At 59.4% G+C, this 24,191-nt stretch carries 19 protein-coding genes and 1 pseudogene; 12 read left to right on the top strand and 8 right to left on the bottom strand.

Translation table 11 applies throughout. The features are described from left to right. Window positions 1-138: 138 nt before the first annotated feature. The 6 genes from BFQ04_RS18485 to BFQ04_RS18460 all read right to left on the bottom strand — a co-directional run bounded on the left by BFQ04_RS18485 (window position 139) and on the right by BFQ04_RS18460 (window position 8,994). Window positions 139-423 (bottom strand): YceK/YidQ family lipoprotein, encoded by a 285-nt coding sequence (locus BFQ04_RS18485; RefSeq protein WP_065952044.1) that lies wholly within the window; start codon window positions 421-423, stop codon window positions 139-141. Beyond that, a complete protein-coding gene (gene ubiX / locus BFQ04_RS18480; protein ID WP_083208103.1) occupies window positions 416-1,045 on the bottom strand; it encodes a flavin prenyltransferase UbiX in 630 nt (209 codons plus the stop codon). The genes BFQ04_RS18485 and ubiX overlap by 8 nt, the downstream gene beginning before the upstream one ends. After that, on the bottom strand, window positions 1,042-2,391 hold the full coding sequence (mpl, locus tag BFQ04_RS18475; RefSeq protein ID WP_065952043.1) for a UDP-N-acetylmuramate:L-alanyl-gamma-D-glutamyl-meso-diaminopimelate ligase: 1,350 nt from the start codon (window positions 2,389-2,391) through the stop codon (window positions 1,042-1,044). The genes ubiX and mpl overlap by 4 nt, the downstream gene beginning before the upstream one ends. Before the next feature lie 134 nt (window positions 2,392-2,525). Next, on the bottom strand, window positions 2,526-3,251 hold the full coding sequence (locus BFQ04_RS18470; RefSeq protein WP_065952042.1) for a hypothetical protein: 726 nt from the start codon (window positions 3,249-3,251) through the stop codon (window positions 2,526-2,528). A gap of 447 nt (window positions 3,252-3,698) precedes the next feature. Then, a complete protein-coding gene (locus BFQ04_RS18465; RefSeq protein WP_139111943.1) occupies window positions 3,699-6,890 on the bottom strand; it encodes a hypothetical protein in 3,192 nt (1,063 codons plus the stop codon). 184 nt (window positions 6,891-7,074) lie between these two features. Beyond that, entirely contained in the window at window positions 7,075-8,994 is a 1,920-nt protein-coding gene (locus BFQ04_RS18460) for a sigma-54-dependent Fis family transcriptional regulator (protein WP_065952040.1), read from the bottom strand. Window positions 8,995-9,264: 270 nt separating this feature from the next. Between BFQ04_RS18460 and BFQ04_RS18455 the strand changes: the two genes are divergently transcribed. The 9 genes from BFQ04_RS18455 (at window position 9,265) to BFQ04_RS18415 (ending at window position 18,602) form a co-directional block, all read left to right on the top strand. Continuing rightward, window positions 9,265-10,785: an acetaldehyde dehydrogenase ExaC gene (locus BFQ04_RS18455; RefSeq protein ID WP_065952039.1), complete on the top strand. Its 1,521-nt coding sequence runs from the start codon at window positions 9,265-9,267 to the stop codon at window positions 10,783-10,785. 146 nt (window positions 10,786-10,931) lie between these two features. Beyond that, window positions 10,932-12,365 carry an ethanolamine permease gene (gene eat / locus BFQ04_RS18450; RefSeq protein WP_065952038.1) on the top strand — a complete coding sequence of 478 codons (1,434 nt, stop codon included), beginning with the start codon at window positions 10,932-10,934 and terminating at the stop codon, window positions 12,363-12,365. A gap of 63 nt (window positions 12,366-12,428) precedes the next feature. Beyond that, a complete protein-coding gene (locus tag BFQ04_RS18445; protein WP_065952037.1) occupies window positions 12,429-13,823 on the top strand; it encodes an ethanolamine ammonia-lyase subunit EutB in 1,395 nt (464 codons plus the stop codon). Next, complete coding sequence (gene eutC / locus BFQ04_RS18440) at window positions 13,820-14,653, top strand: ethanolamine ammonia-lyase subunit EutC (RefSeq protein ID WP_065952036.1); 834 nt, start codon at window positions 13,820-13,822, stop codon at window positions 14,651-14,653. The genes BFQ04_RS18445 and eutC overlap by 4 nt, the downstream gene beginning before the upstream one ends. A gap of 91 nt (window positions 14,654-14,744) precedes the next feature. Beyond that, complete coding sequence (locus BFQ04_RS18435) at window positions 14,745-15,203, top strand: GNAT family N-acetyltransferase (protein ID WP_065952035.1); 459 nt, start codon at window positions 14,745-14,747, stop codon at window positions 15,201-15,203. 301 nt (window positions 15,204-15,504) lie between these two features. After that, entirely contained in the window at window positions 15,505-16,161 is a 657-nt protein-coding gene (locus tag BFQ04_RS18430) for a DedA family protein (protein WP_057724876.1), read from the top strand. A gap of 6 nt (window positions 16,162-16,167) precedes the next feature. Beyond that, entirely contained in the window at window positions 16,168-16,983 is an 816-nt protein-coding gene (locus BFQ04_RS18425; protein ID WP_065952034.1) for a M90 family metallopeptidase, read from the top strand. Between the two features lie 109 nt (window positions 16,984-17,092). Next, a complete protein-coding gene (gene ppa / locus BFQ04_RS18420) occupies window positions 17,093-17,620 on the top strand; it encodes an inorganic diphosphatase (RefSeq protein ID WP_049711351.1) in 528 nt (175 codons plus the stop codon). Between the two features lie 211 nt (window positions 17,621-17,831). Next, the gene (locus tag BFQ04_RS18415) at window positions 17,832-18,602 is read left to right on the top strand and encodes a LexA family transcriptional regulator (RefSeq protein WP_065952033.1); all 771 of its coding nucleotides are present in this window, start codon (window positions 17,832-17,834) and stop codon (window positions 18,600-18,602) included. A 293-nt stretch (window positions 18,603-18,895) separates the two neighbouring features. Here the strand turns inward: BFQ04_RS18415 and BFQ04_RS18410 are convergent, their stop codons facing one another. Then, complete coding sequence (locus BFQ04_RS18410; protein ID WP_065952032.1) at window positions 18,896-19,132, bottom strand: hypothetical protein; 237 nt, start codon at window positions 19,130-19,132, stop codon at window positions 18,896-18,898. A 508-nt stretch (window positions 19,133-19,640) separates the two neighbouring features. Between BFQ04_RS18410 and ycaC the strand changes: the two genes are divergently transcribed. Beyond that, window positions 19,641-20,273: an isochorismate family cysteine hydrolase YcaC gene (ycaC, locus tag BFQ04_RS18405; RefSeq protein ID WP_057724871.1), complete on the top strand. Its 633-nt coding sequence runs from the start codon at window positions 19,641-19,643 to the stop codon at window positions 20,271-20,273. Between the two features lie 65 nt (window positions 20,274-20,338). Here ycaC and BFQ04_RS18400 read toward each other — a convergent pair whose 3' ends face one another. After that, window positions 20,339-20,899 carry a hypothetical protein gene (locus tag BFQ04_RS18400; RefSeq protein ID WP_065952031.1) on the bottom strand — a complete coding sequence of 187 codons (561 nt, stop codon included), beginning with the start codon at window positions 20,897-20,899 and terminating at the stop codon, window positions 20,339-20,341. Between the two features lie 285 nt (window positions 20,900-21,184). Here BFQ04_RS18400 and BFQ04_RS30035 point away from each other — a divergent pair. After that, window positions 21,185-21,268 (top strand): annotated as a pseudogene (locus BFQ04_RS30035) (flavodoxin family protein); the annotation flags it as partial. Between the two features lie 264 nt (window positions 21,269-21,532). Beyond that, on the top strand, window positions 21,533-24,191 hold a 2,659-nt coding region (locus BFQ04_RS18395; protein ID WP_371914518.1), incomplete at its 3' end, for a DUF6531 domain-containing protein.

Raw genomic sequence — 24,191 nt, 5'->3', positions numbered from 1 at the left:
AAGGCGAACACTGAACCCAATGTGGGAGGGGGCTTGCTCCCGATGGCGGTAGTCCAGTCAATCTCTTCAGTGACTGACACTCCGCTATCGGGGGCAAGCCCCCTCCCACATGAGTTTGTGGTGCTGTTGAGGTTTGCGTCACAGGCCGCCGGTGGCGTTGAAGCCGACACCCAGCACGGTCAACAATGACAGTGGCAACAGCAGCGTATCGAGCAACGCGCTGGCGGGCAGGTCGATATGGGGATAGGTGGGGGCCTCGGCGCCGAACCTGTCCCTGGCGCAGCAGCCGCCGTCAATCGCGTACATATCCAGCCGGGTCCCGGCGTACACCACTGGCGCGCCCGGTTGCGCCGCATCCAGCGTGCGCGCGGTGGCGCAGCCTGTCAGCTGCAGCACCAGCACAACCCACAGCGCCTTATTCATCGCCACTCAAGTGATGCTCGCCCCAACGCGGCAGCATGTCCTGGGGGATGTTCAGCAGGTTGAGAATACGCGCCACCACAAAGTCCACCAGGTCATCAATGGTTTGCGGCTGGTGATAGAAGCCTGGCGACGCCGGCAAAATGGTCACGCCCATGTTCGACAACTTGAGCATGTGCTCCAGGTGAATGCTGGAATAAGGCGCCTCGCGTGGCACCAGAATCAACTGGCGCCGCTCTTTCAAGGTGACGTCCGCCGCGCGCTCGATCAAGTTATTGCACGCTCCGGTGGCAATCGCCGACAGGGTGCCGGTGGAGCACGGCACTACCACCATCGCCGCCGGCGCGCCGGAGCCGGACGCCACTGGCGACATCCAGTCCTCTTTGCCATACACCTTGATCTGCCCCGCCGCCGCACCGGTGTATTCGGTGAGAAACGCTTGCATCATCTGCACTTTGGCCGGCAGCTCCACGTCGGTCTCGGTCGCCAACACCAACTGCGCCGCCTTGGAGATCAGGAAGTGCACTTCACGGTCTTCACGCACCAGACAATCCAGCAGGCGCAGACCATACGGCGCACCGGACGCGCCGGTCATCGCCAGCGTGATACGTTCCGGGCCGCTCACTGGAGTGCCTCAGCCAGCTTGCCGTGCAAGCCGCCAAAGCCACCATTGCTCATGATCACCACGTGGGTGCCCGGCTTGGCCAGGTGTTTGACGTGCTCGATGATGCCCTCCAATGAGTCACGTACTGTCGAGGGCACGCTGCACAGCGCGGCGATGGCCGGCAGGTCCCAGCCGAGGTTGGCGGGCGCGTACCACACCACTTGGTCGGCATCATTCACGCTTTCGGGCAGGCCATCGCGGTGCGCCCCCAGCTTCATGGAATTGGAGCGCGGCTCGACGATCGCAATAATCTGCGCATCGCCCACGCGTTTGCGCAGGCCATCCAACGTGGTGGCAATCGCCGTGGGGTGGTGGGCAAAGTCGTCGTAGATAGTAATACCCTTCACGTCGGCAACCTTTTCCATCCGCCGCTTCACGCTCTTGAACGCGCTCAATGCGGCGACGCCCACGGCGGGCGTCACGCCCACGTGTCGCGCAGCCGCCAGGGTCACCAAGGCATTGGCGACGTTATGCTGGCCGGTCATGCCCCAATCGACGATGCCTTGAGCTTCGCCTTCGAACAGTACCTCAAATCGGGAACCGTCTTCGCTGAGCAGCTTGACCTGCCACTGTCCGCCTGCGCCGGTGGTTTGAACCGGGGTCCAGCAGCCCATGTCGATCACACGCTGCAACGCCGGCTCAGTCGTCGGATGGATCACCAGGCCCTCACTTGGGATGGTACGCACCAAGTGATGGAATTGCCGCTCGATGGCCGGCAGATCGGGAAAGATGTCAGCGTGATCGAACTCCAGGTTGTTCAGGATCGCCGTGCGTGGGCGGTAGTGGACGAACTTGGAACGCTTGTCGAAAAAGGCGCTGTCGTATTCATCGGCCTCAATCACGAAAAACGGCGTATCCCCCAGACGCGCCGACACCGAGAAATTCTGCGGAACGCCGCCGATCAGAAAGCCCGGGCTCATACCTGCGTGCTCCAGCACCCAGGCCAGCATGCTGCTGGTGGTGGTCTTGCCGTGGGTGCCGGCGACGGACAATACCCAGCGGCCTTGCAGCACGTGATCAGCCAGCCACTGGGGACCTGAAACATAAGGCAAGCCTTTATTCAGCACGTATTCGACCGCCGGGTTGCCGCGCGACATCGCATTGCCAATCACCACCAGGTCCGGCACCGGGTTGAATTGCGAAGGATCGTAACCTTGGGTCAGTTCAATCCCTTGCGCCTGCAGTTGCGTGCTCATCGGTGGATAAACGTTGGCATCGGAGCCCGTCACGTGATGGCCCAGCTCTTTGGCCAGAACCGCCATCGAACCCATGAACGTGCCGCAGATACCCAGAATATGAATGTGCATAGTTGACCTCGTAAACATCGAGGCAGGTTAGCGTAGGGTGGGAAAGTTCGCACGCTTTAGCTGAGGGCGAAACGCCCGTCGCTGGGATACGACGGGCGCGTAGGCAGGGTTAACGCGGCGCCAACCCTGCAAGGCTATTGGATGGCCACCAGCCGCTGCGAAGCGTTCCCTATCGGCGAAACCAGCGTATTGGACTTGGGCGCGGGTGTGATGCTAATGGCCCCCAGCAACGCTGAAAGAGCTGCCATCCGGCTCTCCAAATCGATCACACGCGCCTTGATGGCGTCTTTTTCAGGCCCCGTGGACGCCGGCTGAAAATCAATGTTCTGGGCCTTGGCCTCTTTACCCAGCTCCCGCTCGACATAGCCAATCATGGCCTCCAGCGAGTCAAGGCGCTCCTCTCTGGTTTGCATCATCCAGCTCAGGTTCGGCTCGACAAGCTGCTCTCCACGCAGTTTCGACAAGGTATTGACCAACAGAAAAGTAGTGTTTTGCGCATAATCGACGAGCCGCCCTTCTTCGATGCTTTCTGGTGTCACGGGTGCAGGCGGCGGATTGATCAGCGGCTTGAGCGCTTCGTTGACACTCCCGACCACGACCAGGCCGATCGACGTCACAGGTACGCTGATCGCCGTCGTGATCGCTGCGGTCTTGAGCAGGGTCGTGTTAGTCGGCGGCAGCGCGGTCTCCTTCGCCTTGACCGCCGTCTTGGCATTCTCTTCAAGGGTTCGCGCCGAAAAAGGTTCGACATCCTGCCCATTGACGCGCCCCGGACTGGGCTGACCGAACAACTGATCGCGGATTTGCACATCCCTCGCGGCTTGCCAGGCTCTTCGCTGGCTTTCTACATACGCGGCCATTTCGGGCGTTTGCCCGGCGCCTGACGCAGCGTCTCCCGCCTGCCGCGTACCACTGGCGTGACCTGGGCCGTCGAAGCCATTGACTCTTGAGTCCACGAACCCTTGATCGAACGTTCGGTGGCCTGTATCCACGCTACTGCGTGTGGTACCTCCGACATTGGGCGCGTCAACCCGTGTCGGGCTCGGCAAACTCTCTCTGGAACCGCCCCTCAGCAGGCCGCCAATGGCATCGCCTATTCTTGAACACTGTATCGTACGATACGAATTTTTATGATGGATACGGCCCTTGACTACAATCGAAGTGCGGACAGGACGTAACGCCGTTGTTATTGTTGTTGAACGCTTCATCGTCATTTACCTTATTCAGGACAGATACAAACCATTCACATTCCCTGTCGAATGAATATTAAATAATGAAAAATCCGGTTATCTGAACACGTCCGTGTATCAGCGTTGCAATGAACTCACCGCACCAAACTGTGCCAACTGAACACCAAACGGCGTTTTAGTGACAACGTTATAGGCATACCAGGCACCTTTCTTGAAGACCGCCACGGCAGGTCGCCATACAGTGTCCTCAGCGGCGTAAAAAAACCCTTTTACAACATCGCCCTCCTGATAGATCTTAGTAACATCGTAACTTCCATAATGCCCTCTCAAACGCGACAAAACATCATGCCCCTTTTCAGCCAAGAACTTCGCATCCTTATAACCGGCGCGCGCGCCCTTATTTAAGTTCTTCGCAATATCGACTGAGTCGGTATAGCCTACGGACGCACCAATACCCGCAACGACACCGCTTTTAATTGTATTCAGAACACCTCTGCCCGCTTTGGCGGCTTTGCGCGCGGCATTCGCGCCGGGAATGACAAAGCCGAGAATGTCGAACCCGAGATTGAATACCGCCCCGCCTATGTCACCTTTGATAGCGTCTTTGACACCGTCATAAAAAGGCACGAGGCTCAGAAAGAATCCCTTCAGCTTTTCGTCGTAAGCCCGTCCTTTTTCAATCTCGGTGACGCCCGCCGCCTCCTTCTGCAAGGGGCCGTAGTCCTTGGTGAAATAACCACCCGCCATTTGTGCGAGCGCACCCGATTTATCAGCAAAAAAGTAGTCACCTTGTTTTTTCCCGTCCGGCGCAGGCGGATCGCGCGTTTTATCCGTGACCCCATATTGCGCGTAGGTATGCGGTAAACCCGGGATATAACCTTCGCTCTCCCCGCCAAAATAGGCACGATCGTCCAGGTCGATTCGCCCGCCCGGAAAGCCGTCTTCCTTGACGATCTTGCCTTCGGCGGGAAAGTAACTGTAGGCGCTGACACTGCCACCAGGCTCCACCACTTTCATCAGCAACCCGTGCCTGCCCTTCAGCGCTTCAAGCTCCTGCGCAGTAGGCGTCGGAGGCAGGCACTCCCTGGGGGTGAACAACCCTGAGGTACAAGGGCCGTTCTTGATATAGGCGCGGGACACCTCATAAAAACTGACGTCCGATTGGCTGATACGTACCCTGTCCGCCATGGGCAGCAGTGAAAGCTGATATTTGAACTGGATAGCCCAGGCACTTTCCTGAACCTTGCGATATTCCTGAAACTTCGCTGTAAACACTTTATTAATGTCAGGTGCCAGCTCAGACAGGCGCGACTTCAAACACTTATAGGGAAAACGCTGCTCATCCTTGGATATCCAATAGTCCGGTTGGATCGGCCCCGTCATGTAAATATCCAACAGCGACATTGGCTTATGTTTGATGGAGGCCTGCTGCATCACCTCAAGCGTCGGGTCCACCTGGGGAAATACCCGTTTCAACTCTGCCAGCGCCAATTCCCGGCGCGTCGTCGGCGGTGTCTTCATGGCATTACTCGCCCAGCGAAGTTCTTTTTGCTGCTTGTTGAGTGCCTGTTGCGCCTGCTCGGCCTGCGCATCCGAATAAGTCTGCGTCGGGCTGGTGTCGATAACACGGTTGGCAATGCCCCAGGCAATGATCGGGTCGCGCGCGGCGACGTTCAGTTGATCCTCACCCTCGATGGACACCGGCGGCGTATTACCGAAACCCATCACCTGGCTGAAGGTCATGTTTGCCGCCGCGCCAGGCACTTGCAGCTCTATGCGCGACACCTCTATACAAAAATTCGTCCAGGTGTGGGAGCCGTATAGCAAATTGGGCGGGATGTCTTTGACCAGAAACTCAGGGGCTGCCGCCGATAATAAAAGATGGGCGGCGACGGCTGCGCCCTCGTTGCCGACCCTGCCGGCGAGGTGTGCCGTAAAGCGTTTGACGATCGTTGCCGAAGAAACGCCTGCATTGTCAGCGCTATACAGGTTGTAGCCCGCCAGGTTGAACCGCGACTTGCCCAAGCCAGGATCGAGTTCCTGGACCAGGGCTACGCCAAGACTTTCAATCGCGCTCGTGGGTGTGTCGATAACCTTGAGCACCTCCTGGATCAACTTACCCAGCCGCTGCGCCTCGGGTGTGCGCAGGAGCTGGTCAAGGGCAATTGACGGATAATCAGCCATGGCCTTTCTCAGGTTGGCTGGAAGATGATCGATCAACCGACTCAAGAGGCTGCCCGTTCCAGGCGCGCTCGTCGTGCCTGGCGCGATCTGCGCCTTTACGAGCTTTCCCATCTTGCGCAGTGAAGTAGACGACAGGCCCTGACCGATGTGCCTTACGCCACCTGAGTCGACGCCCGGCGCCCTGTGCGCCAGGTCGAAGGAGAGTGCCGAGGCCAACGCATGGGCCTGAGCACTGTTGGCGGGCACCTTGTAGCCTTCCAGCTTGAGCATCTGGGCAAGGCTCGGCGTTTTGCTCGGCGCTCGCTCAAACAGCGCAGAGCGAGGATCGATGGGCACGTTGATCGGCTCCAGATCAACACGCCCGTCAGCATCGTCGACCAAAGCGTTCAATGCGCTCATCAGGCTGTGCCGATTGGCCTCATCGCCCAGCGCCTGCCGATGCGCCGCCAACGCCGCGTCGGAGTGGGTCGACAGGGGGCGCTCATGCAGATTAAAGCCGGGATTATCCGTGAACTGTTTGCGGCGAACGCTGGCTTGGTCGCCCTCAAAAAGATCAGGCGCCTTGTAGAATTGCGCGACCAGCGTCATCGATACGCCGCCCTGCCCGCTCCCTGGGTATCGCACCGCTTGACCGTGTTCGGGGGCGAATACCTTGCCAAGGGCCAAGAGCGTGCGGGAAACATCAGACCAGCCTGAATCGTCTGACAGATAAAAGGTTTTGCGCCGGCCGTCTACATAGCCTTTTATTTCCCCGCGTGCGGGAATCAACGTCAGATAACGCGTGTCCAGCCCCTGCTTTTTAGCCCAGGCTGAAAACCCTTCGCTTTTAAATGCACTGTCCAGTTGGGCATACCAGAGCGCTACCGTCGAGCGGGGCGGGACCTGCATATCAGGTGGCCGGATTGAAGTTCTATAACTGCCGTCGAGCAATAATGCGGCGAATGAGCTGGCAACTTCAGCATCGGCCTCGGCGCGACGTGTTGAAGGCGCTTTACGTGTTTCAGTTGCAGGGTGGGCGTTATCAATCGCGATGGAAACCTTGTGATCTGCATAGACTTCGCCTCGTTCAGCAAGTGAGCTGAAGGACACTGTGATTGGGGACGCATACGCCGTTGGAATACTCATAATCCACCCTGAATACCGTGATCAAGCTGCTAAACAACCGAAGCTTCAATGTACTCAATGAGTGGGACAAACATTCAAAATAAGCGACATTTAAAATTGACATAATATTACTGAACTCAACAACTTACACACCCCAAACTACTTATTAACCAAGGCACCTGTAAAACTTCAAAAAGACTGTAGGCTAAACTACCGAACCGCGTGAAATTTCATACTTCCTCAACTTGCGGTACAACGTGTTACGGCTGACGCCCAAATGCGTTGCCGCATGGCTCATATGCCAGTGCTGTTGCTCCAGAGCAGCCAGCAGGGTTGACCGTTCGGCCTCTTCAAAGGGCGACAGCGAAGAAACACTTGATTGAGCGTCATGGGTAGGAGCGTGACGAATCATCGGCGGTAAATTCTCCGGACCGACCTTCCCGTCTTCGCACAGCGCGACCAGCGTGCGCAATACCGTACGCAACTGTCGGACGTTGCCCGGCCAGGCAAACGCCAACAACGCGTCGCGCGCAGCCGGCTCCAGATCTACCGCTTGGTCACCGGCTTCCTGAGCCAGCAGCAGGTCCAGCAACTGTGATTTGTCACTGCGTTGACGCAACGCCGGCAGCGCAACTTCCAGGCCATTGAGCCGATAATACAAATCCTCGCGAAAGCCGCCGTCCTTTACCCGGGCCAGCAGATTGCGGTGGGTAGCGCTGATAATTCTGACGTTTACGGCGCGGGGCTCACCACCGATAGGCACCACCAGGCGATCTTCCAACACTCTGAGCAGCCGAGTCTGCAAGGCCAGGGGCATGTCGCCGATCTCGTCAAGGAACAGGGTGCCGCCATCGGCTTGCTGCAGCTTGCCTTGCATGCCTTCTTTGCGTGCGCCGGTAAAACTGCCGCCGCGATAGCCGAACAATTCGCTCTCGATCAGGTTTTCCGGGATAGCGGCGCAATTGAGGGCAACGAAGGGTTTGTCGGCACGCTGGCTGGCCAGATGTACCGCCTTGGCAAACGCTTCCTTGCCCGAGCCGGTTTCGCCATTAACCAGCAGCGGCACGTCACGCTCGAACACCCGCACAGACTGGCTGAAAGCCTGCCGCAGCGCCGGGTCATCCAGGCAGACGCCGGGCAAGCGCGAACGGCCGGGAACAGTCGGTTTGGCGCTGGGCGCCGGGGCCGGACGCCCCTGCCCGCGTAACGCTGCGAACAACGGGCGGCCATCGCGGGTAAGTAGCGGCCAGCCGGCCGTGGCGTTGGCGCTGGCGCGCCCCAGCAACTGATCCAGGGAACAGTCGAAAACCGCTTCCACCGGCTGACCCAACACGCTGCCACGAAGCTGCCCCAACAGGTTCAGTGCGCTCTGGTTGAGCGCACAGATGCGCCCTTCGCCATCAAAGGCCAACAGCCCTTCACTGAACAACCCGACCGACTCCGCCTGCAGGTGAAAGCGCAGCAACCAGTGCTGTTCGAAGTGGCGCAAAAAGTAGCAGCTTTCAATCATCTTGGCCGACAGGTTGACCAACGCCATGGTGTGGAACTGACTCTGGCGCGACACGGCTTCGCGGGCCGACGACACGTCCAGCACCGCCAGCAACTCGCCGTGGGGGTCGAACACCGGGCTCGCCGAACAGGTCAGCCCGGTATGGCGACCGCGGAAATGCTCGTCACGGTGGATGGTCAGGGATTGGCGCTCGACCAGACAGGTGCCGATGCCATTGGTGCCTTCACAGGCTTCGCTCCAATCAGCGCCCAACCACAGCCCGGCGCGTTCGAAAATCCTGCGCTCGGACGGCGCGGTGACGCAGTTGAGGATCACCCCACGCGCATCGGTGAGCAGCACCGCGTGGCCCGCGCCCGAGAGCTGCTGGTGCAGGCTGTTCATCTCGGCGCCGGCGATGTGCAAGACCTGGCGCAGGCGTTCGCGGCTTTCCAGCAGGCGGCCATGCTCAAGCACGGTGGGGGCGACGGTCAGCGCAGGATCGAGGTGGTAGTCCTCCAGGCAACGCAACCAGGAGCGGGCAATGGACGGGTCGCTGCCCGGCCCGTGAGGCGGCTCTTGCCCACGGGTGACGGTGAGCACCTGCTGGGCATGGCGACTAAAATGATCGTTGTGCATGTTCTTATTATTCTCCCTGCGTGAGAACGCCCAGCATCCCCCAGGCATCCGGCCATTGCAATCCCGCGCCGACCCATCGGTCACAGGCTGTACCGTTTATGGCACACAGTGTCACCCACCTGTATCGATCCGGCCACAGTCACGCCTTGTAAACAAAACCAAGCCCTTGATTTACCTGGCCCGCACGCAGTGGCCCGACCTTTGCTCTACGCTTTATAACGCGCTTGCCGCGCTGTACTCCGATAAACATAAAAGCAGGAGATGCCCACCATGCGTTATGCACACCCCGGTACTGAAGGCGCCATCGTTTCGTTCAAGGCCAAGTACGGCAACTACATCGGTGGCGAATTCGTTGCGCCGATCGATGGCAATTACTTCACCAATACCTCGCCGGTCAACGGCAAGCCTATCGCTGACTTCCCGCGCTCCACCGCCAAAGACATCGACAAGGCGCTGGACGCCGCCCACGCCGCCGCTGACGCCTGGGGCAAGACCTCGGCCCAGGACCGCGCGCGGGTCCTGCTGAAAATCGCCGATCGCATCGAACAGAACCTCGAACTGCTGGCCGTCACCGAGACCTGGGACAACGGCAAGGCCGTGCGCGAAACCCTCAACGCCGACATCCCGCTGGCCGCCGACCACTTCCGCTACTTCGCCGGCTGCATCCGTGCCCAGGAAGGCAGCAGCGCCGAAATCAACGAACTCACCGCTGCCTATCACTTCCACGAGCCGCTGGGCGTGGTCGGCCAGATCATTCCGTGGAACTTCCCCTTGCTGATGGCCGCCTGGAAACTTGCCCCGGCCCTGGCCGCCGGTAACTGCGTGGTGCTCAAGCCGGCCGAGCAGACACCGCTGGGCATCAACGTGCTGATGGAACTGATCGGCGACCTGCTGCCGCCCGGCGTACTCAACGTCGTGCACGGCTTCGGTAAAGAAGCCGGCGAAGCGCTGGCTACCAGCAAGCGCATCGCCAAGATCGCTTTCACCGGCTCCACGCCGGTGGGTTCGCACATCATGCATGCGGCGGCCGAGAACATCATTCCGTCCACGGTTGAGCTGGGCGGCAAGTCGCCGAACATCTTCTTCGCCGACATCATGAACGCCGAACCGCAATTCATCGAAAAAGCCGCCGAAGGCCTGGTGCTGGCATTCTTCAACCAGGGCGAAGTGTGTACCTGCCCGTCCCGCGCGCTGGTGGAAGAATCGATCTACGACGACTTCATGAAAGTGGTGATGAAGAAAGTCGAGTCGATCAAACGTGGCGACCCGCTGGACACCGACACCATGGTTGGCGCCCAGGCGTCCGAGCAGCAGTTCGACAAGATCCTGTCCTACCTGGAAATCGCCAAGGGCGAAGGCGCGCAACTGCTCAGCGGCGGCAAGGTGGAGAAACTCAGCGGTGACCTGGCCACCGGCTATTACATCCAGCCGACCCTGCTCAAGGGCACCAACGAAATGCGTGTGTTCCAGGAAGAAATCTTCGGCCCGGTGGTGAGCATCACCACCTTCAAGGACGAAGCCGAAGCTCTGGCAATTGCCAACGACACCGAGTTCGGCCTGGGCGCCGGTTTGTGGACCCGCGACATCAACCGCGCCTACCGCATGGGCCGCGCGATCAAGGCCGGCCGCGTGTGGACCAACTGCTACCACCTGTACCCGGCTCATGCCGCGTTTGGCGGTTACAAGAAGTCCGGTGTGGGGCGCGAGACGCACAAGATGATGTTGGATCACTACCAGCAGACCAAAAACCTGCTGGTGAGCTACGACATTAATCCGCAGGGCTTCTTCTAACTAACCTGCCCTCCCACATTTAAAATGCACTCAAGTGTGGGAGGGGGCTTGCCCCCTCCCACAGTTTTAGATCTTCATAAGCACTTGCGATGCGCATTCGGCACACAGAGGCCGAGTTAAAACAATAAGAATGGAAGGTACTTCCCATGCCCAGCGAACCCACCAGTTCTTCCGTCGACTTCGAAAAAGTCGACTCCCAATACTTCCAACAACGCGAACTTAAAAAAGGCGCCGCCGGCTGGGTGTTATTAGTTGGCCTGGGCGTTGCCTATGTCATCTCCGGCGACTATGCCGGCTGGAACTTCGGCCTGGCCCAGGGCGGTTGGGGCGGGATGTTTCTCGCCACACTGCTGATGGCCACCATGTACCTGTGCATGTGCTTTTCCCTGGCCGAACTGTCTTCAATGATCCCCACCGCCGGAGGTGGCTACGGCTTTGCCCGCAGCGCGTTCGGCCCCTGGGGCGGGTTCCTGACGGGCACGGCGATCCTGATCGAATACGCCATCGCTCCCGCCGCCATCGCGGTGTTTATCGGCGCGTATTGCGAGTCGCTGTTCGGTATTGGCGGTTGGATGATCTATCTGGCGTTCTACATCATCTTTATCGGCATCCACATCTTTGGCGTCGGTGAAGCGTTGAAGTTGATGTTCGTGATTACCGCCATCGCGGCCATCGCGCTGGGTGTGTTCCTGGTATCGATGGTGCCGCACTTCAACGTCGCCAACCTGCTGGATATCCCGCTGACCGACGCCAAGGGCGCCAGCAGCTTCCTGCCATTCGGCTACGTCGGCGTGTGGGCGGCGATTCCCTACGCGATCTGGTTTTTCCTCGCGGTAGAGGGCGTGCCACTGGCTGCGGAAGAAACCAAGAATCCCAAGCGCGACCTGCCACGCGGGCTGATCGGCGCGATTGTGGTGCTGACCAGTTTTGCCCTGTTGATCCTGGTGATCGCGCCCGGCGGCGCCGGCACTTACGCGCTGATCAAATCCGGCAACCCGCTGGTGGAAGCCCTGGCATTGGCCTACGGCGGTTCGACCTGGATGGGCAGCTTCGTCAACCTGGTGGGCCTGGCCGGCTTGATCGCCAGCTTTTTCTCGATCATCTATGCCTATTCGCGGCAGATATTCGCCTTGTCCCGCGCCGGCTACCTGCCGCGCAAACTGTCCGAGACCAACAAGAGCAAGGCGCCGGTACTGGCGTTGGTGATTCCCGGGATTATCGGTTTTGGCCTGTCGCTGACCGGCCAGGGCGATCTGCTGATTCTGGTGGCGGTGTTCGGCGCGACCATTTCCTACGTGTTGATGATGGCCGCCCACATCACCCTGCGCATCCGTCGCCCCAAAATGGATCGCCCGTACCGCACGCCAGGCGGCATCTTCACCTCGGGCGTGGCGCTGGTACTGGCCTGCGTGGCCGTGGTGGCGGGCTTTCTGGTGGATCCACGGGTGGTGATTGGCGCCGCGATCATCTATGGAGTATTAATTGCTTACTTTGCTTTCTACAGCCGGCATCACTTGGTAGCAGGCACGCCGGAAGAAGAATTTGCGGCGATCCAGGCCGCAGAGGCCGCCTTGCACTGATTGCCGAAAACCTCGACGCGGGCGGCTTTTCCACGCTTGCCCGCGTCATTCAGGAGACACTGTATGGCAAGCTTTTCCCACGCGGTGGGTGCACACACCTACCGCTTCGACAGCCTCAAGGATGTGCTGGCCAAGGCCAGCCCGGCGCGTTCCGGGGATTTCCTCGCCGGTGTTGCCGCGCAGAATGACGGCGAGCGGGTGGCAGCGCAGATGGCGCTGGCGAATATTCCACTCAAGCACTTTCTGCAGGAGGCGCTGATTCCCTACGAGAGCGATGAAGTCACCCGACTGATCATCGACACCCACGATAAACAGGCGTTTACACCGGTCAGCCACCTCACCGTCGGCGGCCTGCGCGACTGGCTGCTCAGTGATGCGGCAGACGAACAGTCCCTGCGTTTATTGGCACCGGGGCTGACACCGGAAATGGCCGCCGCCGTGTCCAAAATCATGCGCGTGCAGGACCTGGTGCTGGTGGCGCAGAAGATCCGCGTCGTCACCCAGTTTCGCGGCACCCTGGGCCTGCGCGGGCGTCTGTCCACGCGCCTGCAGCCCAACCACCCCACCGACGAACCGGCGGGCATCGCCGCCAGCATTCTCGACGGCCTGCTCTACGGCAACGGCGACGCCATGATCGGCATCAACCCGGCCACTGACAGCATCGCCTCGATCTGCGCCATGCTCGAGATGCTCGATGCGATCATCCAGCGATACGAAATCCCCACCCAGGCCTGCGTGCTGACCCACGTCACCACTTCCATCGAGGCGGTCAACCGGGGCGTGCCGCTGGACCTGGTGTTCCAGTCGATCGCCGGCACCGAAGCGGCCAACGCCAGCTTCGGCATCAGCCTGAGCCTGCTGCAGGAAGGTTACGATGCCGGCCTGAGCCTCAATCGCGGCACCCTGGGCCAGAACCTGATGTATTTCGAAACCGGCCAGGGCAGCGCCTTGTCAGCCAACGCGCATTCTGGCGTCGACCAGCAAACCTGTGAGACCCGCGCCTATGCGGTGGCCCGGCATTTCAAACCGTTTCTGGTCAACACCGTGGTCGGTTTTATCGGCCCCGAGTACCTGTACAACGGCAAGCAGATCATCCGCGCCGGTCTAGAAGACCACTTCTGCGGCAAGTTGCTCGGCGTGCCGATGGGTTGCGACATCTGCTACACCAACCACGCCGAAGCCGACCAGGACGACATGGACACCCTGCTGACCCTGCTCGGCGTGGCCGGGATCAATTTCATCATGGGCATCCCCGGCTCTGACGACATCATGCTCAATTACCAGACCACCTCATTCCACGACGCGCTGTACGCGCGCCAGGCACTGGGGTTGAAGCCGGCGCCGGAGTTCGAGCAATGGCTGGCGAAAATGGGCATTTTTACACAAGAAGGTGGCAAGGTACGCTTTGGTAACAGCCTGCCACCGGCGTTTCGCCACGCGTTGGCGCAATTGGGATGAAGGAGCCGCCTGTGCAACTCGACCTGCCTGACAATCCATGGTTGCAACTGCGCCGCCTGACCCCGGCGCGCATTGCCCTGGGCCGCACCGGCACCAGCATCCCGACCAACGCTCAACTGGATTTCCAGTTCGCCCACGCCCAGGCGCGGGACGCGGTGCACCTGCCCTTCGATCATGAAGGGCTGAGCCGTCAATTCGCCGAACGCGGCCGCGACAGCCTGTTGCTGCACAGCGCCGCACCCGACCGGCATACCTACCTGCAACGCCCGGATCTTGGACGCCGATTGAGTGATGAATCGGCCCAGACCTTGCGCGATTACGCGGCAGCGCATCCGAATGGGGTGGACCTGGCGATCGTAGTGGCCGATGGCCTGTCGGCGCTGGCCGTGCATAAACACACCGCGCCTTTTCTGACACGCCTGGAAGAACAGACCCACGCTGAAGGCTGGTCTTTGTCACCGGTAATCCTGGTAGAACAGGGCCGCGTCGCAGTGGCCGACGAGATCGGGCAACTGCTCGGCGCCAAAATGGTCGTGATCCTGATCGGCGAACGGCCGGGGCTCAGCTCGCCGGACAGCCTGGGGCTGTATTTCACCTACAACCCCAAGGTCGGCCTCACCGACGCCTACCGCAATTGCATCTCCAATGTACGCCTGGAAGGCCTGAGTTACGGCATGGCGGCCCATCGCCTGCTGTACCTGATGCGCGAGGCCTGCCGCCGGCAGTTGTCCGGGGTCAACCTCAAGGACGAGGCGCAGTTGCAGACGATTGAATCAGATGATCCGGGCTTGATGAAAAGCAACTTCCTGCTCAGCCCACCCATAGACTGATCGCCGCACGATTGCGCTTTTTCATGGCTTTAGGCAGCATCAAGCGAAGACCGCGCGCGTGGTCGTACCCATTTGGAAGTTGAGGCCTGGCATGCGGATTACTCAAGCGACCCTGGAACACCTGGACCTGCTCACTCCGCTGTTCGTCAAATACCGCGAATTCTATGGCGCCTTGCCGTTCCCGGACTCGTCGCGGGCCTTCCTGGAAAAGCGCCTGCGCCGCAAGGAATCGGTGATCTACCTGGCGCTGGCCGATGATGATGACAAGCGGCTGCTGGGGTTCTGCCAGCTGTATCCGAGCTTCTCTTCGCTGTCGCTCAAACGTGTGTGGATCCTCAATGACATCTATGTGGCAGAGGACGCGCGTCGACAACTGGTCGCCGACAACCTGATGCGCGCGGCGAAGAAGATGGCCAAGGAGACCCACGCGGTGCGGCTGCGGGTATCGACCAGCAGCGATAATGACGTGGCGCAGAAGACCTATGAGTCCATCGGTTTTCGCGAAGACACCGAATTCAAGAACTACGTGCTGCCGATCAGCGAAGACTGACCTCCAACCACCGCAAATCCCCTGTGGGAGGGGGCTTGCCCCGATGGCGGCGTGTCAGTTAACGAATCTGTCCCTGACCCACCGCCATCGGAGGCAAGCCCCTCCCACATTTTTAAACCAAGCCCCACCGCTTCACACTTTCACGACACTCCCCGCTACAAAAGCCACACGCTTTTCACCATTCAATCCGTATAATGCGCACCTCTCAGGGTTGTAAGAATCTCGACATACACGTGTAGTCTTATTACCCGTCGTTCCCGCACTGGCCTGCTGAGCCGGGCCATTGACACAGGTGCCATCCATGGATTTCAACCCGCTTGACCTTATCCTGCATCTCGACGTTTACCTCGACATGCTGGTAACCAACTACGGTCCGTGGATCTACGCCATTCTGTTCCTGGTGATTTTTTGCGAGACCGGCCTGGTGGTCATGCCGTTCCTGCCGGGTGATTCGTTGCTGTTCATCGCCGGCGCCGTTGCCGCAGGCGGCGGCATGGACCCGGTGTTGCTGGCCGGCCTGCTGATGCTGGCGGCCATCCTCGGCGACAGCACCAACTACGTGATAGGGCGAACGGTGGGCGAACGCTTGTTCAGCAACCCGAATTCGAAAATTTTCCGTCGCGACTACCTGCAAAAAACCCACGACTTCTACGACAAACACGGCGGCAAAACCGTGACCCTGGCGCGCTTCCTGCCGATCCTGCGCACCTTCGCGCCGTTCGTCGCCGGCATCGCGAAAATGCCCTACCCGCGCTTCTTCGGTTTCAGCGTGCTGGGCACCATCCTCTGGGTCGGCGGCCTGGTAACCCTGGGCTACTTCTTCGGCAACGTGCCGTTCATCAAGAAGAACCTGTCGTTGCTCGTCGTGTTCATCATCCTGCTGTCCCTGGTGCCGATGATCATCGGCGTGGTGCGCAGCCGCTTTGGCCGCACCTCCTCCGAAGCCAAACCGCACTGATCGCCCATGTGGTCCCTCAGCGCCTGGCGTCGCCGGCGCCTGCTGGCCAAGCACCCGATTGCCGATGACACCTGGCAGCGGGTGCGCCACCACCTGACCTTCCTCGACGGCATCACGGCCGAGCAAGACCAATGGCTGCGCGAAGCCTGTGTGCTGTTCCTCGCCGAAAAACACCTCACCGCCTTGCCCGGCGTCGAACTGCACCAGCAACAACGCCTGCTGCTCGCCGCCCAGGCGCAACTGCCGCTGATGAACCTCGGCGACCTGGATTGGTATCAGGGTTTCCATGAAATCGTGCTGTACCCCGACGACTTTCTCAGCCCGCAGCGCCATCGCGATGCCAGCGGCGTGGAACACGAGTGGGACGGCGAACACAGCGGCGAAGCCTGGCAGCAGGGCCCGGTGATCCTCGCCTGGCCCGGGGTACTGGCCAGCGGCCAATGGGAAGGCTACAACCTGGTCATCCACGAGCTGGCGCACAAACTGGACATGCTCAACGGCGACGCCAACGGCCTGCCACCGCTGCACAACGACATGCGTGTGCAGGACTGGGCCAGCGTGATGCAAAGCGCCTTTGACGACCTCAATCGCCAACTGGACGCCGACCCGGACGCTGAAACCGAGATCGACCCCTACGCCGCCGAAAACCCGGCGGAATTCTTCGCCGTCACCAGCGAGTATTTCTTCAGTGCCCCGGATTTGCTGGCCAACAGTTATCCACAGGTGTACGCCCAACTCAGCCGCTTCTACCGCCAGGATCCCCTGGCCCGCCTGAATCAACTGCAAGCCCGCGACCCGCGTTACCAGCCGCAGGGCGAATGACCGTACGACGCTTGGCGCATGGCATCGGCGTCAGAATATGCCTATAATCGCCGCCACTTTTAGGCCAATCCGGCCATGTCATATGGCCAACTAACGGGGGCAACGCCCAATGAGCTACAGCAAGATTCCGGCTGGCAAAGACCTGCCGAACGACATCTACGTCGCCATCGAAATTCCGGCCAACCACGCGCCGATCAAATACGAAATCGACAAAGACAGCGACTGCCTGTTCGTTGACCGTTTCATGGCCACCCCGATGTTCTACCCGGCCAACTACGGTTTTATCCCCAACACCCTGGCTGACGACGGTGACCCCCTCGACGTGCTGGTCGTGACCCCTTACCCGGTCACCCCAGGCTCGGTCATCCGCGCCCGTCCGGTCGGCATCCTGAACATGACCGACGACGGAGGCGGCGACGCCAAAGTCATCGCAGTGCCACACGACAAGCTGTCCCAGCTGTACGTCGACGTGAAGGAATACACCGACCTGCCGCCCCTGCTGCTGGAACAGATCAAGCACTTCTTCGAGAACTACAAAGACCTCGAAAAAGGCAAATGGGTGAAGATCGACGGTTGGGGCGACGCAGAAGCCGCCCGCGCCGAGATCATGAAGTCGGTTGCCGCCTACAAAGGCTGATACCCGCGCCTCATTGCCACGGCAATGAAAAGCCCCGATTATTCGGGGCTTTTTTTTGGGTAAAATTAAACATCGAGTTCAGCGCTTAAGTTCAGGCGTTCAACTAACCAGCCACCCTGAAGAATCAGGCTACAACTAAGCAAAAACCTACACGCGCAAATCAACGCATGGTTTATTTGAATGGTTTTCCCGGCCAGTAAACTCTGCGTTCATGAATACATCAGGTGATCGTTTAAAAGCGCTACTACGGGAAGTTCATCTTTCCGCCTCCGACTTCGCCAAGAACCGCGGCGTCACGCCTCAACACGTGAACAACTGGTTCAAACGCGGCGTCCCCATGGGCCGACTCAACGAGATCGCGGAACTGCTGTGCGTCTCAAGTCGCTGGTTAAGCGACGGCCGTGGCCCCAAACACCCACCGGCCAACTACCTGCTGGACGGCCCCACTGCAAGGATTGCATCCACCCGCGAAGACATCGGCAAATACCTCACAGGCCCCGCCTGCCGCCCGGAAAACAACGACGTGGAGATCCCCCTCCACCCCACATTCACCTCAACCGAACGCATCCGCGTCACCCAACACACCCTCCAGACCCTCAACGTAAACCCCGACCGCGCCGTGGGCGCCTACATGGTCGACAACAGCATGATCGACATCATCCAGCAAGGCGCCACCCTCGCCATCGACCGAGGCCGCACCCAAATCATCGATGGCGAAATCTACGCCGTCGAACACGACGGCATGCTGCGCATCAAATACCTCTACAACCGCCCCGGCGGAGGCCTGCGCATGCGCAGCCACAACGCCAGCGAACACCCGGACGAATACCTCACCTACGACGAACGCTTCGAGCAGAACTTCCAGATCGTCGGCTGGGTATTCTGGTGGTCCACCCTCAACAACCGCCGCCCACCCGTCCCACTGGATGACCACCTGCTGGGCTGGGAAGGCGCTGAACCGGAACCGGAGGTGGGCAACTGAGGTGAATGTGGGTATCATGCGCCGCACATTTGGCAGGGGATGGTTTCAAGCTATTACCCTGCCAGGCGATGCGGAGGAGTTCCCGCGGATGCCCCTACTATTCAGCCCGACGCAATGTGGGCTGAGCGATTTGAAGGCTGGTGAGGCTTGTCAAAAACAAGCTGAGGCAGTCACAGAGAAGCCGGCCATAAGCCGGCTTTTTAATGCCTGCCGATCTCGGCTCAATTGTCCAACAGCTGTTGGACAATTGAATGATCAAAAGAGGCCGCTTAGCGACTTGCCAGCCTTGCGCGTCATGAGGTCTGCAAACACTCCACAGCCCGATCGGCCACCATCTTGGCCATCTCTACCAAATGCATCACCGCTCTCTGCGGCGCGGCTACTGGCTCGCCGAGCACCTGTGACGTAGCCACCGCGCAGTGCAGCCACTCAGCCACCTGCACCCAGGCGTCCTCGAAGCTCAGTTCGTCATTAACGGTAAACGGGTTGGTCACAGCTGATGACGGCGAATCCGAACAAACGTTGTCCATAGCAAAACTCCTAGCAGTAAGTGGATACCACCGTTCTTTCGCGACTAAACGAGTAGAGGTGGCGGCTGTACGCAGGTTAGTCGACCGGCCGCTAGGCACCGGCGCACCCGAAGGTGCCCTGCGCACAGCCACCATAAAGTGCAGGCGAGAAGACACCTGTCTTTGAGATGGCGCGTGCGCCTAGCGAAGTCCGGGCGACTAAACCCGATCACTGAATGTGCAGTGACAATCCGCAGCCTAGTCACCCATTCCCGCTGGCGCAATGCGGTTGGGATTCTCTCGGAAACGTCCTGCAAATGAAAGGGATAGGACCTGCTGGCCATTCAAAGTCAAATCCCCTCCTCGCTCTTCACACTGATGTTGTGCACAGGCTGCTGCACTAACCATCGTCGCTTTCAAGTTGACAGTAAGACTCATCACAGCCGATTTATCCCTTACTGCCCACCCATTAATCTATGCCCATGTTGAACACAACGCCCAACCAACCTAAATAAAAAAGGATTCAACCATGAGCACTCCCACCTACAACCGCCTCAACAAAGACGACGCCATCGTGCTGCTGGTCGACCACCAGACCGGCCTGATCTCCCTGGTGCAGGACTTCTCCCCCAACGAGTTCAAGAACAATGTGCTGGCCCTGGCCGACCTGGCCAAGTTCTTCAACCTGCCGACCATCCTCACCACCAGTTTCGAACAGGGCCCCAATGGCCCGCTGGTGCCGGAGCTGAAGGAGATGTTCCCGGACGCGCCGTATATCGCCCGCCCTGGTCAGATCAATGCGTGGGACAACGAAGACTTCGTCAAGGCGATCAAGGCCACCGGGCGTAAGCAGATCATCATTGCCGGTGTAGTAACGGACGTGTGCGTGGCGTTCCCGACCTTGTCGGCGCTGGCGGAAGGGTTTGAGGTGTTTGTGGTGACGGATGCGTCGGGCACGTTCAATACCACGGTGCAGCAGGCGGCGTGGAGCCGGATGACCCAGGCCGGTGCGCAGTTGATGAACTGGTTCTCGGTGGCGTGTGAGTTGCACCGCGACTGGCGCAACGATATCGAAGGGCTGGGGAATCTGTTATCTCAGCGCATTCCCAACTATCGCAATTTGATGAATGGGTATGCGGCGCTGACGGCGCAGCAGAAATAAGCAAACCCAGCGTTAAGACAAGCCTGCTATGAAAAGCAGGCTTTCTTGCCATGGCCGGGACGGCCTCAGACCTTGAACTCTTCCAACATGGTGCGCTGGTAAACGTCATACATCGGAGAGCTTTTCATGGGTTTAACAGCCCAATGGAAGCGGGTTCCACTGCCAATCATGATGGCCTTGCGAATCTCATTGGTCGGCCCGTACGTATGCTTGGCTTTCTGGAACTCCATTTGTTTGTTCCGTAGCGGCGCCGCCCCATACGTATCTCGAAACTCATGTATCAGATTAGCCTCGAAATCCGAGTAAACCTGCGATGCGTTTCTGGCCCTGGGAAAGCAATACGCAATAAGAAATTGGTAATTGCCTTGCAGGTCGGCAAGCTCAAGCAGCCAGTTTTTATGCTGCGTGATCCGTTGTTCAAAGTTGCCCTCTCCAATGTAGAGAGTCGGAGAAATACCTTTCGGGTACTCAATGGCAATAAAACCGTTCAGTCTGATCACATACACGCAGCGCTCCAGATCCTGCAGTTTAACGCCCCTGCTTTGCAGCTCTGGCCAAACATCCCTTCCCCACGTTTGCTCGCAGGTCCAGTGCAGCCAGTTCCATTTGATATTGACGTTCGCCACCTACGCGATTCCCTTAACGAAGTTTTATTAATTCCAGCCGTGCCTCAGCAAGCGCTGCACCGGGTATCTACCGAATTCGATTCACGTTCCCTGGCGGGGCTTCAACCGTGATCAATACCGAATGTCCGTTTGGCCAATATCATAAAAAGCCAGACACCTTTTTCTCGGCGAATCAGCATCAATTTCAGCCATCATAGCCATTAGCCATGCATCAGCCAAACGGGCAATTGTGCAAGCCCTGCTTGCACAAACTCATAACCATTGAATCTCCCCTGCACGCCAGCCCCCACCCTTCACCACGGTTATACCCAACCGCTGGAGCCTGACCTGCTCAGGATTCAGTCCGACATCCGCTGGGCCACTCACGTGATATTGACGCGCGCGTTAGCCGCGCAAATCGCCGAGTTGCAGCGGATGTAAGCCGGTCTGAATGCGTTTGAAACCCAGCTGAAAGGCGCTCAAGGGCACTGTTCGTCAATCAGCAGCGTCGCTGTCTGAAGTGAGCCGGGGGCACAAGTCGACACCGAAAATTGCCCGCCTTTTGTAAGCGCAATCTGATTTTTCAAACCGCTCATCCAGCCGCCTTTCGCTGCGGCAGACTCCGACGCCTTGCTTTCTGCCGAGACGTCATGGATGACCCACGCTGCCCACATCACCTCGATCGAATATGAGCTGGATACTTTCCATCAGAGCCTGATGATTTATCGCCAGCAAATGGGTGCCTGGTATTCCCGGGCACTGGATTCGGTGAGCCATGCTGCGGATATGCCGTCGCTGCTGGGGATGGACCGGGTGTTGCGGGCCGGGGATTCGCAGCAGTCGGTGAGCCTTACCGACGCGGATTTCTCTACCGTGGCTCGTTGCCCGGTGGGTGGCGTGCTTAAGATCCAGAGCAGGTTCGAGTCGCTGTATGACGTGCCGATTGGCGACATCCCCGTTGAGGTAACACGCCTGGATGACGGTAGTTCAGCAGTGATCATGCTCGATGAGCATGGCGAGGGTTCGCACTATTGCGCCGCCGGCGGGCGCTATCAAGTTCGGGTTCAAGGCGGTGTTTCACCGCAGCAAGTGGATGCCTTGTTTGCCTCTTATGCCGGGCTGACAGCAGATCTGGAGCAATGGCTGCGCGATCAGTGGAAGGACTTCAAGCCCCATTGGCAGCAATCCACGGCCAGTGCAATTGGCAGCGGCATGCTGGCGGGCAGTTGGGCGGCGATCCGTGATGTGTGGGACAGCATAAAGCTGGTGCAGTCGATCCTTGAAGACCCGTTGCAGTACGCAGAGCACTTGGGAGCCCAAGCAGCCAAGTTGGCGCAAATCGCCAGCGATGCACCCAAAATCATGGAACACGCGATGTTGCTGGCCAGTGATGAGGCGGCGCTGTTTCTTCTGGTGCGCACCGCGTTGGTCTGGTTGGACGCATTGCCGCCGGGCCAGATCGCGCAAGTGACTGCAGGGTTGATAGTGTCGCTGCTGATTGATCTGGTGATTGGCGCGGTGCTGACCATCGCCTTGCCGGCGGCGGGTGTGGCGTATTTGAGCCTGCGGCTGGTCAAGTATGGCGCTCGGATTGTTGAGGCCGCAATTGGCTTCGTACAGAGCATGCTGGCAATTCTGACTAAGTTTATGCAGGCGGTGGATCGCTACAAAGCGGTGGCGATTCGAGGGGTGGTCGGTGGGCTGAAGCAGGGCACTCTGCAGATGCGCTGGAAGGCTCGGCAGAACGCGGTGCTGCTGCACAAAGACCATGTAGATGATGTGCCTGCCTCGGCTAAAAATCCGGCTGGGGATACTGCTGCGTCTGTGGACAAGACGCTTACTAACGGTTGCCCGGTGTCGATGGTCACCGGCGAGGAACTGCTGACCCTGACCGACGGCGCGCTGGATGGGATCTTGCCGTTCGCGTGGACGCGCTTGTATCGCACCAGTGCGGTCGACGTGGATTGCGGGTTGGGGTTTGGCTGGAGTCATGCGCTGGCGCACAGGCTTTCTGTGTCGGGCGAATCAGTGGTGTGGACCGACCATGAGAACCGCTCGACCACCCTGCCCTTGCCGACGGTGGCTCGACCGGCGATTACCAACAGCCTGGCGGAAGCGGCGATCTACTTGGGGTCTGCGCCTGATGAACTGGTGCTGGCCCAGTCCTCTCGGTTTTATCACTTTTGCGACGGCGTGCTGACGGCGATCAGCGATGCGTATGACAACCGATTGCGCATTTTCCGGGATCGGTTGGGGCGTATTGAGCGACTGGATAACGGTGCAGGGCGTTCTTTGCTCTTGCGCTACGAGTTGGGTCGGATTGTGGCGGTGGACTACCAGGTTCATCGCGCCAAAGGCCACGAACCCTTCGTTTGGGTGACCGAGCAAAACGTCGTTTCCTACGCCTATGACGACGCCGGACGACTGGTGTCGGCGACCAATGCCGTCGGTGAGCGCGAGGTTTATCGGTACGACGAACAGCACGTCATTCTTGAGCGGCAATTGGCCGGTGGGGCGAGTTTCTTTTGGGCGTGGGAAAGGTCTGGTAAAGCCGCGCGCTGTGTCCGGCACTGGGCCAGTTTTGCGCAGATGGACACGCGCTATGCATGGGGCGATGACGGCAGCGTCAGCGTGCACAACGCCGATGGCAGCCAGGAAGTGTATGTCCACGATGACCGGGCGCGACTGGTGCAACGCATCGATCCGGACGGCGCCCGGCATTTCAAATCCTATGACGACAAGGGCCGACTGGCCGTCGAGCAGGACCCGCTGGGCGCGGTGACGGCGTATCAGTACGACGCCGCCGGACGCTTGGTGGCGCTGTTTCCAGGGGAGGATGAGCCGACATCCTACGAGCATGACAATGGTTTCGTACGGGTCGTGCGGCGTGGTGAGGCGGTTTGGAAATACGAGCGTAATGAGCAAGGCGATGTCATCCGCAGGATTGATCCGGAGGGCAACGCGACGGATTACAGCTACGACAAGCAGGGGCAACTAATCGGGATCTGGTATCCCGACCATAGCTGTCATCGGTTGGTGTGGAATGAACGTGGGCAGTTGCTAGAGGAGCAACTTCCGAATGGCGGGATCAAGCGCTATCGCTACGACGATCTGGGGCGGCAGGTTACGCGGGAGGATGAGCATGGCGCGCTGACCCAATACCAATGGGACGCTGTAGGACGGCTGCTGAGACTGACCCAGCCCGATGGGACTCATCGGGAATTCAGCTACAACCCCTACGGAAAAATCATCGCCGAGCGCGATGAACTCGGCCACGTCACCCGCTACGAATACGCCGACGGCCTGCACCTGA

The organism is Pseudomonas sp. 37 R 15, from assembly GCF_900004865.1.
Classification (GTDB): Bacteria; Pseudomonadota; Gammaproteobacteria; order Pseudomonadales; family Pseudomonadaceae; genus Aquipseudomonas; species Aquipseudomonas fluorescens_AM.
Note: the sequence above shows the minus strand (reverse complement) of the source record. Positions and strands in the feature narration are given on the sequence as shown.